We start from the raw sequence: 15,412 nt of genomic DNA on the forward strand, positions 1-15,412 counted from the left end.
TTAAACCATATTTTTAATAGATGTATATTAGAAAAAGGGGGCATCTTTTTATAGATGCCCCCTTTTTTATGTTTTCTTAACGTCTTTGTCTACTTGTTTTTGTGCTTTCTCTGCTTCTTTCTTCTGTTCTTTGATCTCTTTGCGTTGTTCTTTTTGAGACTTCCTGGTAGCACGTTTCTCTTCGCGGACGACTGTATTTACCTTCCTGTTGTATACTGCCTGCAAAATCTCCTGGCCTTTCCTGGTGAAGAACCTGATTTTCGGCTGCTCACTGGTTCCGGTTACTGCCACAGGAATACCTATTAAGCCGGCAGGCGGCAGTCCTATTCTTACTATGATGTTCAATAACCCGTTAATACTTGCAGTGCCGCTGATGGAGGGTCTGAGAATAAATACCTTGAAAGTAAATTTATCGATGTGGATCAGGTTATCTTTAATATGCGTTTCAATATTGACTCCTTTCATATCGGGATTATTGAAGGCATCGGATCCCACGTTATCGCCAATTACTGAGAGCATTTTAATATTTTTCACGGCTACATCCCGGAGGTTGATCACTCCTCCCCCTTCCAGGGAAGGATAAATCGGGTTCATGTTCTCATCAAAATCACCTTTCAGCTTGTAATCCAGGGATACAATTCCGCTGACACTTTTAGCCGAAGTAGCCAGTTCCCGCACCATATCGATTTCTTTGTAAGCTCTCTGGACATCGAAGTCCTGCACCTTGTAAGCGACATCAAAATTGGCAGTTATGGGCGATTCGTTCTGGTAACGGGCTGCTATTTCCATTCTGCTGCCAATAATATTGAAGGAGGTGCTGTCCAGGTAAACCTGGCCATCTTTGATAGCGGCCGTACCATTCAGTTGGTCGATATCCAGACCTTTAAAGTTTACTTTTGTTGCAGTGGCATGCAGGGACACGTCGAGATTTTCAGGTACGATTACTACACCGCTGCTTTTAGGGTTCTCGGCTTTGGCGTATTCAAGTTCCAGTGATTTATCTTCATTATCGCCATTCTTCAAGGCCATAAATTCATCCACCAGAATGTATTTGGAATGCAAGTCAAAGTTGCCATGCAGGGTTCCTTTGCGTTCGATAAAATAGTTGATGGTATTGAGCAGGTAGCCATCCAGGGAGAAATCAGATTTTCCGTAAGTGGCATAAAACTTCCTGAACCACATTTTTTCATTTTCAAATTCGAAGTTTCCTTCTTTCAGGAAAAATGATTTGGGCAGGTATGATGTGGTAGCTTTTATATTCTTCAGGATGAGTGTGCCCCTGTTGTCAAGTTTGTCGTACTGTCCGGTAGTGGCATAACTTTCCCGGCCATTCAAAGATAGATCAGCTGTGATTATTCCGCTTACATCTACCCCTTTTCTTGCAAAAACCTGGTAGATGTTGCCTACATTCAATACACCTTCTGCCCTTACTTTGTAAAGCAGATCTTCAAAGTTCTGCAAGTCGGCGGTAATGAATACCGGGTTGCCTTCGAAGTCAAATTGGAAAGGAGCGATTTTTACACCAAGGCCGGCGAAGGTACTATCTGCATTGTTGATGTTTGCTGTCAGGTTGATATTCTTTATGGGGTTTGGATAATAGGTTGTTTTTAACCAGCCGTCTTTCAGGTTAATAAATCCATCAGTTTTAGGGAATAGTTTTTTATCCATGCTGAAGGTACCGTTTGCATGGATATTGGCAGTCATCAAACCGGTCATGTCAACCTGTTTTAACCCTAAAGCCTTGTCCAGGATCTGGAGGTCAACAGTCCCATTCACATTGGCGTTCACATTCATTTCGCTCAGACCTTTGGTTTTTATTACGGCCCGGAACTTGTCTTTTTTTCCAAGATCGAAGTTGAGTGTTTTCAGATCCAGTGTCATTTGTTCCAAATCTAATGAGGGCAGGTCGATATTGAGGTCTACATTCAGGTTAGTCATAGGCACGGGTGCTTTGCCGCTGGAAATGGTGCCATTTTTTACCAGCAAAAATGCTTTAAAATCCGGCTTCCTGTTCCTGGGTTCACTGAATGTTCCTTTCAGGCTGAAGAAGAGATCGCTGTTACCTTCCAGTTTGGTATCATTGGCCCAATCAAGGTACTGGGGAGGGAGTACAGAAATCATATCACGGATGGTGGTCTTTTTCGAAGCGGCTTTGATATCGATATCATACCCGTCTTTGAGGATGCTTACGAAGCCGGTGAATTTCAAGGGGAGGTTATTAATCCTTAATTCATTCTTTCTTAGTACGAATGTCAAGGCATGGGTATTGATTCTTGTGATCAGGTCAGCGTGCAGGGATTTTTGTTTGGCGTAATAAATCCTGTCGAGGCTGAAGTCTAACTTGTCGATATTGAGATCGGTGTTGAGATCAAAGATATCTTCGCTTAATCCACCTTTTCCTGTGTAGTTAAGGCCTTTGGCATCTACTAAGATTTTGGCGGAGTGATCGTCATACCTGATATGCCAGTTTCTGAATTTAATCAGGTCGAGTTTAATAGATGCACCTTTACTGGTGGTATCTTTTGGTGTATCAGAGGGTGTGGGGACATAGACGTTGTAGTTTGCCTGTCCTTTGCTATTAACGAATACGTTTGCATAAGCGTCTGTCACATAGATTTCATCTATTTTGACTTCACCGTCGAAGATGAGGTTTTTGAGGTTGATACCGGCGGCAACTTCTTTTGCGGAGAGCAGGGTGTCTTGTTGAAAAGGTTTGGAGCCCAGCAAGAGGACTTCATCAACAGATACAGTAAGTGAGGGAAAATGGCGGAAGAAGGTAAGGTGGGTCTTCTTATAATCGAGTTTGCCTGCCAGGCGTTTATTGGCGAATATTTTCACCTGTTCGGCGATAGTGCCGGGGAAAAGGATGGGGATGATGAACATGAGGAAGAGAATAGACAAGATGAAAATTCCTATCCATTTGAAGGTCTTAAGCATTATTGTTTTAATTTTTTCCATACGTTGTTATAATTAGATGATCGCTTTGCTCAATGTTTTATTGAGGAGTTCAATGCACAGTTAGGGTGATATAGGTAATGGATATTGTAATTGCCCACATGATAATGCGTATCGCTGATTTACTTTTAGTGTATGCAAGTTTCCTGCCACTGGCGAGATTTGCTGTAAAGGCAGTGCTATGGAGGGGATTAGCTGAATGATTGTTTATTGGGGGCATACCGCAGAACGTGGTACTTTACCTACATATAAAGCTGTTGTGGCCGTTTAATAGATGGCAAAAAATTTGACGGGTATTTAAGAAAAAGGAGGTTATTATGCCCTGGTATAATGGAGATTATCCACCATCCTATAAAAATCAGCCGAAAGAGATCAGAGATAAGGCGACGGAAATTGCTAATGAGGTATTGAGAACGACGGGCAATGAGGGGGAGGCAATAGCTACGGGCCTTAAGCAGGCGAGGATTTTCTTTGCGAAGAAAAAGAAAGAGGAAACAAGGCGAAAAAACAGCGGGGGATAAAGTTTGCTTATGTAGCATCTGAAAATAAACGAGCTTGCCTCAAGTAGGCAAACCCGTTTATTTTGTTTTCTGATTTAAACAGGTTTTTCAATAATGAATGCTGAATGGCCCTGACTTATTTATATCCATCTTCTTCCTACCTACAGTTATTATTTGTGCATTAATACGTGATCAATCACGTGGATCACTCCATTACTCTGGTGAACATCTTTTATAGTCACGGTAGCCATTCCACCCCTTTCATCATTCAACACCAGCTATTTCCCTGCATCCATGCCCCACAATTTACCCCCTGTACGGTTGTTAATTCTGGTTTACTGTTTCCTTCTTTTATTTTTTCTGCGAGTGCTTTGCTATCCAGATTACCCGCTACAACGTGAATGGTTTTGTTCTCTGGTTTGAGCAATGTTTCAACTGCACCTTTAGGCAGTTTATCAAAGGCTTTGTTTGTCGGTGCAAAAACTGTTAATGGACCGGGGCCGGCCTTGAAGGGTTTCGGCAAGACCAGCGGCTTTTACGCGCTTTTTTAAGCAGCAAACAGGCGAAACCCCGTCAGGGTACAAAAAAAAGTTGCAAAAAGGTAAAAAGGATACTAAAAGTTAATTCTGTTCTATTTCCTTCAGTTACATCTTAATAGCATTGCACATTATAAGTTTTTACTAATGCAATGTTACATGAGCATGGGAAATTGCCAGTATCTCTTTAGCGTTTTATGCGCGATTGTCTTTGTTGGTAGCGCCAATGCACAAGCGCCTGCTGCCGTATATCCTAAAATAACTGGTTATGTAGGGGTCATTCATCCCATAGTTTCCTTTAGTAAGGAAGGCACACATACCAATTTCGACGGGGCGTATGTTGGCGGACTGCCTACAGGTATCAATATCTGGAAAAGCTCCAAAATCGGGTTTTCATTTGAAGTCGTGCCTTTTATCCGGGCCGCTGATGGTGCCAGTAAAATGAATAACTTCTTATTTCATCCCGGCTTACTGGTGTCGCTCGGGCACGGTTTCGTACTTGCCAACCGTTTGGCTTTTGAAACATCCGGCAGGTATGGTGTTACTCCTGTATTAAACAAGGTCATTTTAAAAAAGAAGGACTACAGCTACTTTATTGCCCTTCCTGTCCCTGCACGTTTTGGTAATAACCAGCCAGCTGCCGTTGGTGTAGGATTTCAGTTTGGTATATCGTTTTAAACACGCAAACAATGGAAAATAGCAACAAAGCAATATATAGTCTCCGGGAGCTGGTAATATACTTCCTGAAACTGGGTACCTGGGGCTTTGGTGGCCCGGTGGCGCTGGCAGGTTATATGCACCGCGATCTTGTAGAAAGGAAAAACTGGATTAGCGAAGAAGATTACCGGGAAGGGCTGGCGCTGGCGCAACTGGCTCCTGGACCTTTGGCTGCGCAACTAGGCATTTATATGGGGTATGTACATTACCGGCTACTGGGGGCAACACTTGCGGGCCTGGCATTCGTGCTGCCGTCTTTTATCATGGTAGTAATACTCGGTTTTGCATATACCCAATGGCAGGGCATTCCTCAGATGCAGGCTGTATTCTATGGCGTGGGAGCTGCTGTAATAGGAATTATTGGAATGAGCTCTTATAAGCTCACCCGTAAAAGCATAGGTGCTGATAAGCTGTTATGGGGCATATATCTTCTTCTGTTATCCTATACGGTATGGCGGGAGGAGGAAAATGTGCTGCTGTTTTTGGGTGCTGGGATATTTTACTGGCTTTTAAAATCGCCGCCAAAATCTTTGTTTTTTTTCAGAGGGAATTCCGGTGCGTCCAATGCCATCAGTTTTCCGATTTTACTGAATATTTCTATCCCTGGTTCCAGTAAAACACTTGGGCAATTATTCCTGTATTTCACCAAAGCAGGTGCTTTTGTATTTGGTAGTGGCCTGGCTATTGTGCCATTTTTATACGGTGGTGTGGTGAAAGAATACGGCTGGTTAAATGAACAGGAATTTATGGATGCGGTAGCGGTTGCCATGATAACCCCTGGCCCGGTGGTGATTACGGTAGGCTTTATCGGTTTTCTGGTAGCTGGTTTTCCAGGTGCTTCGGTAGCTGCATTTGCGACCTTTTTTCCTTGTTTTATTTTCACTGTCCTACCTGCACCTTATTTCAGGAAATACGGTAAGCATCCGGGCATTAAAGCGTTTGTGGACGGGGTTACGGCGGCGGCAGTCGGGGCCATATCCGGCGCTGTAATCGTACTGGGCAAACGGTCACTTACCGATATTTCTACGGTGTGTATAGCAATTCTAACATTATTGGTATTGTGGTGTTATAAAAAGATCCCGGAACCGCTACTGATACTTGTGGCGGCTGTAATAGGCTTATTATTGAATCGGTTATGTAATCAATACAAACTTTTACGATGAACAGAAAACAATTTCTTAAAGGTACTGTAATAGCAGGCGGAGCCAGTTTATTACAGACGGGAAATGTGTTTGCCTCCGCGACGATGGCAGATGTAGTACCGGATAAGCTGGTGGATTCCAGGGGCCAGTTTATACTAAACCCGCTTCCATATAGTAAAACCTTTCTGGAGCCTTACATGGACACAGAGACGCTGCATCTGCACCATGATTTTCACCATGGTGGTGCTGTGAAAGGAGCCAATAAGGATATGCTGATGATTGAAAAGGCGATTGCTGACAATAACCTGGAAACGGTGGATTTCTGGACGAAAAAACTGTCTTATCATTTCGGTAGTCACTTGTTGCACACTATCTTTTGGACAAACCTCAGCAACAAAAAGACAGAACCGGGTGGCCAGTTATTGAAACAAATAGAAACAAGCTTTGGCAGCTATGAGCGGTTAAAAGGTTATATCGCCGCCACTGCTAAAAATATAGATGGCAACGGATGGGGGGTATTGGCTTACCAACCTTATACCAAGGGCTTATCTGTAATTCAGTGTGAAAACCATGAAAAGCTGCAGCAATGGGGAGCGGTGCCACTGTTGGTAATTGATGTGTGGGAGCATGCCTATTACCTGAAATACAAAAATAAGCGGCAGGATTTTGTCGATACGCTTTTTAATATTATTAACTGGGATAATGTAGCGGATAGATTGAATGGGGCGGTTAAGATTAGTTGATGGGAAGCCGGTATAAGTACCGGCTTTTTTAATGGTCTGCCACCGTTACACTACTTTTTTGTAATGCTTTTCTCTTTTTTTTTATCGTAATAATAACCAATGTAACACAACAAGCATTCATCAAAGCAATCAGTGCAAATGCATCCGTATAACTCAATAGATAAGTTTGCCTTATCATGGTGCCCTCCAATGCTGCCAGTGCCTGCTTTGTCGCATCATAATAACCTGCCCCATGAGCGATGAAGTTGTGTGTCAACGCACTTAATCGTTGTGTTGTGAAATAATCTCCAACCGTAATATGCGACACAAGATCATTCCGATGTGTCGCAGCACGGTGAGTGATATAAGTGTTGATCAATGCAATACCGAATGATCCACCCAACTGCCGCATCATATTATTCAGTGCAGCACCCTGGGGTATATCTGCTGGCTTTAATTCTGATATCGCCAACACTGTAAGCGGTACAATCAACAAGGAAGCACCTATTCCACGAAAGATAAGTGGCATGAAGAAATAATCACTGCCCACTTCCAGGTTTGATTGTGAGAGAAGGAATCCAAAAATAGCCGAAGACAAAAAACCACTAATAACTAAGTATTGTGGACGCACGCCAGATTGCATCATCCTGCCAAGAAACGGGGAAAAACATGCTGCCAGTAAAGTGCCAGGTAACAACATTAACCCAGTCTGAAAGGCAGAATAACCTATAAGCCTTTGTGCAAAGAGTGGAAATACAAAGACGTTTCCAAAAAGTCCAAATCCCAAAATAAAAGTCATAATTGCTGAGAGAGCCAGCGTAGGGCTTTTTAATACCCGCAGATCAATGACCGGATGCTTTACAGTAAGTTCCCACCAGATAAATATGTAAATACATAAAAAGGCAACAACACTCAGTACAATGATGTAGTTTGCAGAAAACCAATCTTCTGTTTCACCCCTTTCCAGTACTACCTGCAACGCACCTACTCCAATGGCTAGTAAAACAACTCCTAACCAATCGATTTTTTTCCCTTCCCTTGAAGGCTGAGAAGGTTTTAAATACATAAAGGACAATATCGCTGCCATAACACCAATCGGGATATTCACATAAAAAATATACTGCCAGGAAAAATTATCGACTATATACCCCCCTAAAACAGGCCCGATGGAAGGTCCGATTATAATTCCCAGGCTGAAGATACCGCTTGCCAGCGCTCGCTCTGTCGGCGCAAATGTATCATACAAAATAGCCTGAGATGTGGATAATAACGCGCCACCACCTATGCCCTGCAAAAAACGAAAGACAACCAGCGACCACAGATTGGTAGACATTCCACACAATGCTGACGTAACAGTGAATAAGATGATTGAACCTATGTAATACTGTTTTCTTCCGATCGTTTGTGCCAGAAAACTTGTCATCGGTATGATTATAACATTGGCGATGGCATAGGAAGTGATCACCCAGGCAGTGTCTTCCAGGGATGCGCCAAGATTTCCGCTCATTGTATTGAGAGATACATTTACTATAGTAGTGTCTATCAGTTCGATGATGGTTGAGACGATGATAGTGATAACAATTATCCATTTTCTGAAACCTGTTTCCATACTAAATTTTGTAAGTAGGCATTGATAACTTTTAATGTTTAGATGATCTCCTGTCGCTAGCGGGAATAGTTTGGGACCTATTCAATTAGTCCTGAAAACATTTCGTTAATAGTTCAAGGCTTTTTAGTTTACTTGTATGATCAGATGTCATCATCCTGATCATGATCTCCTCTGCGCCAAATGCGGATTTTATTATTTTTAATTCCTGCGCAACTGTTTCAGCCTTTCCTACAATGAACTGAGGAAGATCTACCGGGTTAACCAAGCGTTCCATAAGGGTTGAACCTTCCAGTGCTTTTATCGCATCCTTTTCGGAAAGCAAGGTATCGCCTAATATTCCTTTCGTCCTGGCCTGCTTATAGAAATACTGCATGGGTGCAGAAAACTCAATTGCTAAGTGGTCTGTTTCCTGCGCAAAAACAGCCAATCCCAGGATTAATTTTGGTTCTTTGTGTCCATAGCTTTTATCCGTAGACCTGAAATGCTGCATATACTGTTGGGTAATACTAAAAGCACCCTGCGGGTTGAAAAAACCTGCGAAGGAATAAGCCAGGCCCATTCGTGCAGCAGCTTCTGCGCTCCAGCCACTTGAGCCCAGTAAATACACATTTGGAAGTGCTCCATCATTGTACACTTTGACCTGGTTAAAAGGATGATCTGAAGGGAATCCGTTGCTAAGCCAGCACAGTAGCTCTGTTAGCTGATCCATTGAATCGTCCGGATATTGAAATACAGAACGGTTTCGTTGTAATGCAAGATCGGTCTGTTTTCCTGTGGTTGCCCTGCCAATACCCAGATCTATCCGCCCGCTATACAATTCGGATAAGGTGGCGAAGGTTTCCGCGACTTTAAATGGACTGTAGTGATTCAGCAAAACGCCGCCAGCGCCCACATGTATGTGTCGTGTATTTTCAGCAACAGCTGCAATTAAGACTTCAGGAGATCTTCCGGCAACAAGTTTATGACTATGATGCTCTGCAAGCCATATCCGTTGAAAACCCAGCTCCTCAATTACCTTTGCTGTCTCTATGGTATCTTTTAACGCCTGTTTTCTATCTCCCTGGTAAGGTGTTGTGGAAAGGTCTACTAAGGAAAGTTTCATGATGCGATGTTTTATTTTACTTGCAAAGCTGCATACATTACTTTACTTTTGGAAGTAGTTAACATAATGTCCACTAGGAACAAAAAGTAAAGCTTTATGGAGAATCAAGCACTTTCCAGAGAAAAAAAAGAAAAGATTTTTTTAACTGAGCCCTGTCATGTGGGAAAAGCGATGGGTATTATTAAAGGGCGGTGGTCTTTTCCTATTATTAGGGCACTTATGAACGGCACTATGCGTTTTAAAGAGTTGGAACGAAATGTATCCAGTATTAATACGCGGATGCTTGTAAAGGAGCTAAAAGAAATGGAGGCTGAAGGGTTGGTGATTCGAAAGGCTTATGCAACTGTGCCTCCTACTGTTGAATACTCGCTGACTGAAAAAGGGCAGGCGTTAAAACCGGTTATTGTGGAAATTGAGAAGTGGGCTGAAAAGTTTTTGCAATAGGTAACAATGAAATATTCTTTTTAGGGCAAGACCAAAATCTGGCAAATGCATGGATCGAATTTGTGCACTGGGCACCAAGTTACGGGACTTGTCGTTGGCGAGAAAATTAGCTTGCAGCTAGTGTTAATCCGGAGATAAACCGCGATTCAATCAAACTGCAGGGTTATGAATTTTTAGGGGTATGACTTATTGGACCAGATAAGTGCGTTGGCAAACTGTGGCGGGGTTACAACAAAACGAAAACCATGATACTATATTTCGTTATCATGAAATTAATCTTCCCCTTTCGTTCCCACTGCCAACGCAGTTGGCAAACCATCCAGACTACTTAAATTCTTCTCCTGCTTATACAGCTCCAATCCTTCCACACCCTTATTCTCCGCCCACTTCTTTGCTTGCTCCCGCTCTCCTACATAATCATAAAAAGGTACACCAAAACCACAGGAAGTTGAAACCTCATAAATATCAGCAACAATAATCTGGCGAACACCTAAAGGTAAAATAAAACAGGCAGATAGCTCATCCCACTCTTTATCACCAGGTAATACTGTATACCCCTTCCCGTATAGCCGCAAAATATTAGGCGCACCTTCAAAAGCACAAAACATAAAAGTGATGCGTCCATTCTCAAGAATATGTGCAGATGTCTCATTACCGCTACCAACAATATCCATATAAGCGACTCTCTTATCCGACAATACTCTGAAACTATCAAGTCCTTTGGGAGACAGGTTTACATGTCCCTCGCCGCTAAGGGGGGCCGTAGCCACAAAAAACATCTTTTGCTGACTAATGAACTTAGTATGGTGGTCATTAATTGCATCAAAAAACTTTGCCATTTAATTTCATTTACGATAAAGATATTAATTACTTTTATTTGTCTTAATATTTGCCTTAAAGGAAATTGTTTTCAGGGGTTCATGGGAATAACACTTATTTTTTGAAGAAATGCGAGCAATAGATGTGTTTAGTGAAAACTCATAAATAATGATCAAAAGCATAGTATTATTGATATGGCAAGGTCTTATTAGAGCTGGTGTTTTGTTTGTTCAATGAAACAACCTACTCCTATTTATTTCCAGAAACCAGATCATTATTTAATAAATACCCAGGCATCCTTTGCATTTTTGCGCCAGGCACCTACAACTACCTTATACATACCATTGTAACCGGTAGGGAACATGGAAGCCTGCCAACCAAATAAGCGGTCAGTTGTTAATGGTCTGTCATAGTGCTGAGTGGCATCAATCATCATTTCAACTATCCCTTCCACATTTCGGTCTGAGGGAATAAGTCCCGCCACTTCAATTCCTAATCGACGGGCGATTGATGAGCGTATCTGATCACGATTAAGGTACTCTCCTTCTATTTCACTGGATTTTAATACATCTATTGTTATGGTTTGCAATGTAGCCTCATCCTGTAGATTGCATCCCAGGCCTTCCATACTGCCTAATAATCTTCCTTGTCGATATCTTACGCCAGCCAGTAGATCAGCAAATGCTCCTGCATCCCATTGGAAGTGAGGCCAACCTTTTAATTGGTGTATGTATCTCAGGTTCATTATGGAGTGCTTTTTATTCAAAGTAGCAAAAAGCGGGCTAATCTCCGCATGGTTTGCGGAGATTGTTTTTATTATTCTCCGCATGGTTTGCGGATTAATGATAGAATAATCTCCGCATGAGCATTTGTAGGGCTACATTGTCTGTATTTTTCATGACGACAAGGAACCCCATAAAATTTAGAAAAAGGACTTTATTAGTGGAAACAGAAATGTGATCCCTCCTATTAACGTGCTTATTACCTGATTTTGTGATGATATTGGGTCAATAGATAGTATTTCTTTTATTCTTATTGTTTGTTCCGGAGTTAGACTATTACCAGCAGCCCTTTGCAAATAATTAGTACGTAATCTGAGTTGATAATGCTTCGAAATGATAAGCGGAAATGAGATAATTAACCATAATAATCCCCACAATATATGGGTCATTATTGCTTGTGGCAGATATCTATAATCATGGCTTTCACTTATAGTTGACCAAAAATAATAAGTATAATAACCAAATGCCAATGCCAAAAAGAAAGATGCAAGCTGCCACTCCATATAACGTTTTCGTAGCTGATCATACACTGACATGATATAAGATTCTGACAGAATGTATCTGGATTTGAATCTAGCTATTAAGTGATTCGTATATGAGAACCATTTACAAACGATGTAAGTAAGTATGACCAGATAAATTAGTACCTGTACTTCCTGCACAAAAAAACCCAATCTGCTTATATCGTAATTATTTACAGAAAAGACATGGCGATCAATATTACCAAGTGACGTATTCCTCATCCATGTTGGCCATCGGGCCATTAATATTAAAAGAAAAAGTATAAGAACATACATGCTTCTTTTTAACTTAAATCTGAAATTCAAAGGGAAAAGCAGCAGAAGCATTGAACCTAAATATGCCAGGGGAAACAGGATAAGCACCTTGTTCCTAGGATAGAAAGGTGCTATTATAATGGGTGAATGTATTTTGTTGTGTAGTTCATCTAAATTTGAAATTTCAGTAATGATACTATCCAAGCAGGCATGATTTTCTAATATTGCAGAATCTTTAAGATTTGACAATAAAGAGTCACGCCGATTGGCTATCTGGTAATTGACTTGCTTGTAGAGCTCATATTGCTTCTTATTATTTGGTTTTAACTTTGATACAACATCTTCTTCCGAAAAAGAATGATTATAGTGCATCACAATTCCAGGAATAAAAACACCGAGTAAGATGGAAACAATTATGGTACTTATGACTTTGAGTATTATATTTTGCATTTCTTGGAACAGTTTCATTCTATATTGTTGCGATCATTGCTGCCTGGTACTATATCAAATCCGACCTGTGACGAATATTGATCGTGATGCAGGTAACTCCACCTTGAATGGTGCCGGCCTTTATTCCAAATAATATCCATTGCGGTGCAAGTGGGGGCGACACGTTATAAAGTGGCTGTGGCCAGGGCGGAGATTGACTTTGAAGCGGAGACCTATGTGAATAGTGTAGCGAATGCACCGCTGGTATTATCTGCTGCTTTGATCCCTAATAAGGGAAACCGTTTTTCCTGGCTGTAAAAGCCCCTTTGGGCGAAAATGCTCCAGGGAATAATTTTTCGGGATCAAAGCGAATTCAGCCTGGAAGGGAAAGAAGCAATTACTTATTACCTGGGAGGTATTAAAGGATAATGACTATAAGAAGCACGTGTTTCCTGAAGTTATTTCAATAACCGCTTTAAAATACAACCAGGGTGAAACACGGTATAGATGGAAAGTCAGGGACTGGTTTCGTGCTTACTAAATGCAATTCCAGGTGGAATAGCTCTTTTACTAGCTGTTGTCTCCCTGGTAGATCCGTTATTCTCTTAATACCGCCTTTTATTATTTTGAAATAGCCGTTAAGCCACCTTTCAGCAACAGTTGGATCCTAGAATCTATATTCGATACGCCAATTTTTTTAACGAAGCACGAGTAATATTCCAGTTTTCAGGGAATACATTTAAGTCGCTGTAACGACATCCATTTGGTAGGAGGTTCATCTTGATCTACTTTTCAGTGCTAACGAAATCGCTAACTGTTTATAAAAAGTTACAAGACTAATGAGAGTGGGAGAAAAAGAAAGCCTTACTGGATAAGGCTTTCACTTGTGAACCGGATTGGATTCGAACCAATGACCTGCTGCTTAGAAGGCAGCTGCTCTATCCAGCTGAGCTACCGATCCGTTTTCCAAATTTACCGTATATTTACCGTTTCATTTGGGAGTGCAAATCTAGTGAAAATTCCTTTTATAAAACAAATTTTTGCCATTCAAAATTAAAAAAAAGTATGGACGTTAAAATTGAAGCAAGTTGGAAAGACGTTTTAAAAGATGAATTCCAGAAATCTTATTTTGAACAAATCGCTCTCCATCTCAAGCAGGAGAAGGCTTTAAACCGCACCATTTACCCTCCCGGCAACCTGATTTTCAATGCGTTCGACAAAACTCCGTTCGATAAAGTGAAAGTAGTATTATTAGGTCAGGACCCTTATCATGGCCCAGGACAGGCACATGGTTTATGCTTTTCAGTACAGGATGGCGTAAAACCTCCTCCTTCTCTTGTAAACATTTTTAAAGAACTTCATGCCGACCTCGGCCTGCCAATTCCGCAAAGTGGGAACCTCACCAAATGGGCGGATCATGGCGTGCTTCTTCTCAATGCCTTCCTTACCGTACGTGCCAATGAACCAGCTTCGCATTCTAAAGCCGGATGGGAAAACTTTACTGATGCAGTAATCAGAAAGGTGTCTGAGCTTAAAAAAGACGTTGTTTTTATCCTTTGGGGAAGATTTGCGCAGGATAAACAAGTGCTGATTGACGCGACGAAACACCATATCCTGAAAGCCGCTCACCCCTCTCCTTTTAGTGCTGATAAAGGGTTCTTTGGCTGCCGCCATTTTTCAAAGTCCAATGAACTGCTGGTGAAGGCTGGTATTGAACCGGTGGATTGGCGACTGTAATTTTTAGCTTTACTTTTTCAATATAAAATTATCTGCCGTGGTTCTTTTTTCGCAAGAGAGCCATGGCAGATGATATTCCCTGGCGTTAACCTACTGTTTCATGTAAAGAAAATTTAGAGAGAGATAATATTCACTATCCAGGGTGAATGTGTAATACCCCAAATAAAAACTGCCATCACTTAAATGAATAACGTTTATACTTACACGTACCTGGTACCTATAGGGGTAAGTTAAAACAGTGAGTCCAATGCGTGTGATGCACACATACTCCCGGGCTATCAGAAAATTTTGAAAATTGCATGTGTGAAAAAAATTATATTTATACTCTAAACCGGGACAAAATATATTCTATGAACTGGCTCAAAAATCTGGTCGGCAGAATCTATGCTTTATATGTACTGATCATCTTCATCATATTTATGCTGATCTTCCTGCTCCCAATGTGGTTGGTTTCTTTCTACTCCCTGCGCATCCGCTTACGCAAATTTGTCAAATTAGGCCGCCTCTGGTGCCGTCTTATGATGCCATTGATAGGTTGTCCTGTCCGCACCATAGGCCGCGAAAATTTCGGCCCCGGACAGGCTTATATCATCGTGTGCAATCACAACTCCTTCATAGATATTCCCGCTACCTACGCCGGCATACCTGGTACGCATAAAAGCCTTGCTAAAAAAGAAATGGTGAAAACCCCCATCTTCGGTATCATGTACAAGATCGGAAGCGTGCTGGTGGACCGTAAAGACCCCGCCAGCCGTAAACAGAGTTTTGTGGAAATGAAGGAGGTGCTGAAAAATGGTATCCATATGCTGCTATATCCTGAAGGCACACGCAATAAAACCGGCCAGCCCCTGAAGGAATTTTATGACGGTGCCTTTTCGCTTGCTATTGATACCCAGCAACCTATTTTACCAACGGTGATATGGGGAACCAGGAAAATTCTTCCTAACGATAAACCGTTTTTTGCCTGGCCACATGCGGTAAAAATGGAGTTTCTGCCGCCGGTGTCTACGATTGGATATGATATTGAGGATGTGGAGGAGTTGAAGGCAAAAGTGTTTAAGATCATGTGGGATCGTTACCAGGAGGAAGAAAAATCTTAAAAACTTACAAGTTATAAATGCGTTCAAAAGTCTTGATAATAT

Annotated in this window: 16 protein-coding genes and 1 tRNA gene; 8 read left to right on the forward strand and 9 right to left on the reverse strand. The window is 41.6% G+C overall.

Features of this window, described 5'->3' with window-relative positions; all coding sequences use genetic code 11:
* Nucleotides 1-66: 66 nt before the first annotated feature.
* Complete coding sequence (locus tag DXN04_RS23580) at nucleotides 67-2,937, reverse strand: AsmA family protein (protein ID WP_199415121.1); 2,871 nt, start codon at nucleotides 2,935-2,937, stop codon at nucleotides 67-69.
* Between the two features lie 335 nt (nucleotides 2,938-3,272).
* On the opposite strand from DXN04_RS23580, the gene DXN04_RS23585 reads away from it, so the two are divergent.
* Nucleotides 3,273-3,476, forward strand: coding sequence for a DUF2188 domain-containing protein (locus DXN04_RS23585; RefSeq protein WP_116855856.1), 204 nt, complete (start codon nucleotides 3,273-3,275; stop codon nucleotides 3,474-3,476).
* A gap of 149 nt (nucleotides 3,477-3,625) precedes the next feature.
* Here DXN04_RS23585 and DXN04_RS35870 read toward each other — a convergent pair whose 3' ends face one another.
* Both DXN04_RS35870 and DXN04_RS35245 read right to left on the reverse strand, forming a co-directional pair.
* A complete protein-coding gene (locus DXN04_RS35870) occupies nucleotides 3,626-3,730 on the reverse strand; it encodes a fasciclin domain-containing protein (protein ID WP_394337844.1) in 105 nt (34 codons plus the stop codon).
* A complete protein-coding gene (locus DXN04_RS35245; RefSeq protein WP_199415123.1) occupies nucleotides 3,724-3,978 on the reverse strand; it encodes a fasciclin domain-containing protein in 255 nt (84 codons plus the stop codon). The genes DXN04_RS35870 and DXN04_RS35245 overlap by 7 nt, the downstream gene beginning before the upstream one ends.
* A gap of 172 nt (nucleotides 3,979-4,150) precedes the next feature.
* Here DXN04_RS35245 and DXN04_RS23595 point away from each other — a divergent pair, with 172 nt between their 5' ends.
* From DXN04_RS23595 to DXN04_RS23605, 3 genes are read left to right on the forward strand one after another with little or no spacing between them, the layout of a single operon-like run.
* Nucleotides 4,151-4,669: a hypothetical protein gene (locus DXN04_RS23595; protein ID WP_199415124.1), complete on the forward strand. Its 519-nt coding sequence runs from the start codon at nucleotides 4,151-4,153 to the stop codon at nucleotides 4,667-4,669.
* Between the two features lie 11 nt (nucleotides 4,670-4,680).
* On the forward strand, nucleotides 4,681-5,871 hold the full coding sequence (locus tag DXN04_RS23600; RefSeq protein WP_116855857.1) for a chromate transporter: 1,191 nt from the start codon (nucleotides 4,681-4,683) through the stop codon (nucleotides 5,869-5,871).
* Nucleotides 5,868-6,593: a superoxide dismutase gene (locus DXN04_RS23605; RefSeq protein WP_116855858.1), complete on the forward strand. Its 726-nt coding sequence runs from the start codon at nucleotides 5,868-5,870 to the stop codon at nucleotides 6,591-6,593. The genes DXN04_RS23600 and DXN04_RS23605 overlap by 4 nt, the downstream gene beginning before the upstream one ends.
* A 28-nt stretch (nucleotides 6,594-6,621) precedes the next feature.
* Here DXN04_RS23605 and DXN04_RS23610 read toward each other — a convergent pair whose 3' ends face one another.
* Both DXN04_RS23610 and DXN04_RS23615 read right to left on the reverse strand, forming a co-directional pair.
* On the reverse strand, nucleotides 6,622-8,181 hold the full coding sequence (locus DXN04_RS23610) for a DHA2 family efflux MFS transporter permease subunit (RefSeq protein ID WP_116855859.1): 1,560 nt from the start codon (nucleotides 8,179-8,181) through the stop codon (nucleotides 6,622-6,624).
* An 85-nt stretch (nucleotides 8,182-8,266) separates the two neighbouring features.
* On the reverse strand, nucleotides 8,267-9,283 hold the full coding sequence (locus DXN04_RS23615; protein WP_116855860.1) for an MsnO8 family LLM class oxidoreductase: 1,017 nt from the start codon (nucleotides 9,281-9,283) through the stop codon (nucleotides 8,267-8,269).
* Between the two features lie 96 nt (nucleotides 9,284-9,379).
* Here DXN04_RS23615 and DXN04_RS23620 point away from each other — a divergent pair, with 96 nt between their 5' ends.
* Nucleotides 9,380-9,727 carry a winged helix-turn-helix transcriptional regulator gene (locus DXN04_RS23620; RefSeq protein ID WP_199415125.1) on the forward strand — a complete coding sequence of 116 codons (348 nt, stop codon included), beginning with the start codon at nucleotides 9,380-9,382 and terminating at the stop codon, nucleotides 9,725-9,727.
* 272 nt (nucleotides 9,728-9,999) lie between these two features.
* Here DXN04_RS23620 and DXN04_RS23625 read toward each other — a convergent pair whose 3' ends face one another.
* The 3 genes from DXN04_RS23625 to DXN04_RS23635 all read right to left on the reverse strand — a co-directional run bounded on the left by DXN04_RS23625 (nucleotide 10,000) and on the right by DXN04_RS23635 (nucleotide 12,572).
* Nucleotides 10,000-10,566 carry a pyridoxamine 5'-phosphate oxidase family protein gene (locus tag DXN04_RS23625; protein WP_116855861.1) on the reverse strand — a complete coding sequence of 189 codons (567 nt, stop codon included), beginning with the start codon at nucleotides 10,564-10,566 and terminating at the stop codon, nucleotides 10,000-10,002.
* A 254-nt stretch (nucleotides 10,567-10,820) separates the two neighbouring features.
* Nucleotides 10,821-11,375 carry a DUF4172 domain-containing protein gene (locus DXN04_RS23630; RefSeq protein ID WP_233525670.1) on the reverse strand — a complete coding sequence of 185 codons (555 nt, stop codon included), beginning with the start codon at nucleotides 11,373-11,375 and terminating at the stop codon, nucleotides 10,821-10,823.
* A 93-nt stretch (nucleotides 11,376-11,468) separates the two neighbouring features.
* A complete protein-coding gene (locus DXN04_RS23635; protein ID WP_116855863.1) occupies nucleotides 11,469-12,572 on the reverse strand; it encodes a hypothetical protein in 1,104 nt (367 codons plus the stop codon).
* 126 nt (nucleotides 12,573-12,698) lie between these two features.
* Here DXN04_RS23635 and DXN04_RS34880 point away from each other — a divergent pair, with 126 nt between their 5' ends.
* Nucleotides 12,699-12,851 (forward strand): hypothetical protein, encoded by a 153-nt coding sequence (locus DXN04_RS34880; protein ID WP_158569122.1) that lies wholly within the window; start codon nucleotides 12,699-12,701, stop codon nucleotides 12,849-12,851.
* A gap of 569 nt (nucleotides 12,852-13,420) precedes the next feature.
* On the opposite strand, the gene DXN04_RS23640 is transcribed toward DXN04_RS34880, so the two are convergent.
* Nucleotides 13,421-13,494, reverse strand: a tRNA-Arg gene (locus DXN04_RS23640).
* A gap of 104 nt (nucleotides 13,495-13,598) precedes the next feature.
* Here DXN04_RS23640 and ung point away from each other — a divergent pair.
* Entirely contained in the window at nucleotides 13,599-14,270 is a 672-nt protein-coding gene (gene ung, locus DXN04_RS23645) for a uracil-DNA glycosylase (RefSeq protein ID WP_116855864.1), read from the forward strand.
* 350 nt (nucleotides 14,271-14,620) lie between these two features.
* Entirely contained in the window at nucleotides 14,621-15,370 is a 750-nt protein-coding gene (locus tag DXN04_RS23650) for a lysophospholipid acyltransferase family protein (protein ID WP_116855865.1), read from the forward strand.
* Nucleotides 15,371-15,412 lie beyond the last annotated feature (42 nt).

The sequence above is a fragment of the Chitinophaga silvisoli genome, from assembly GCF_003412465.1.
Lineage (GTDB): Bacteria > Bacteroidota > Bacteroidia > Chitinophagales > Chitinophagaceae > Chitinophaga > Chitinophaga silvisoli.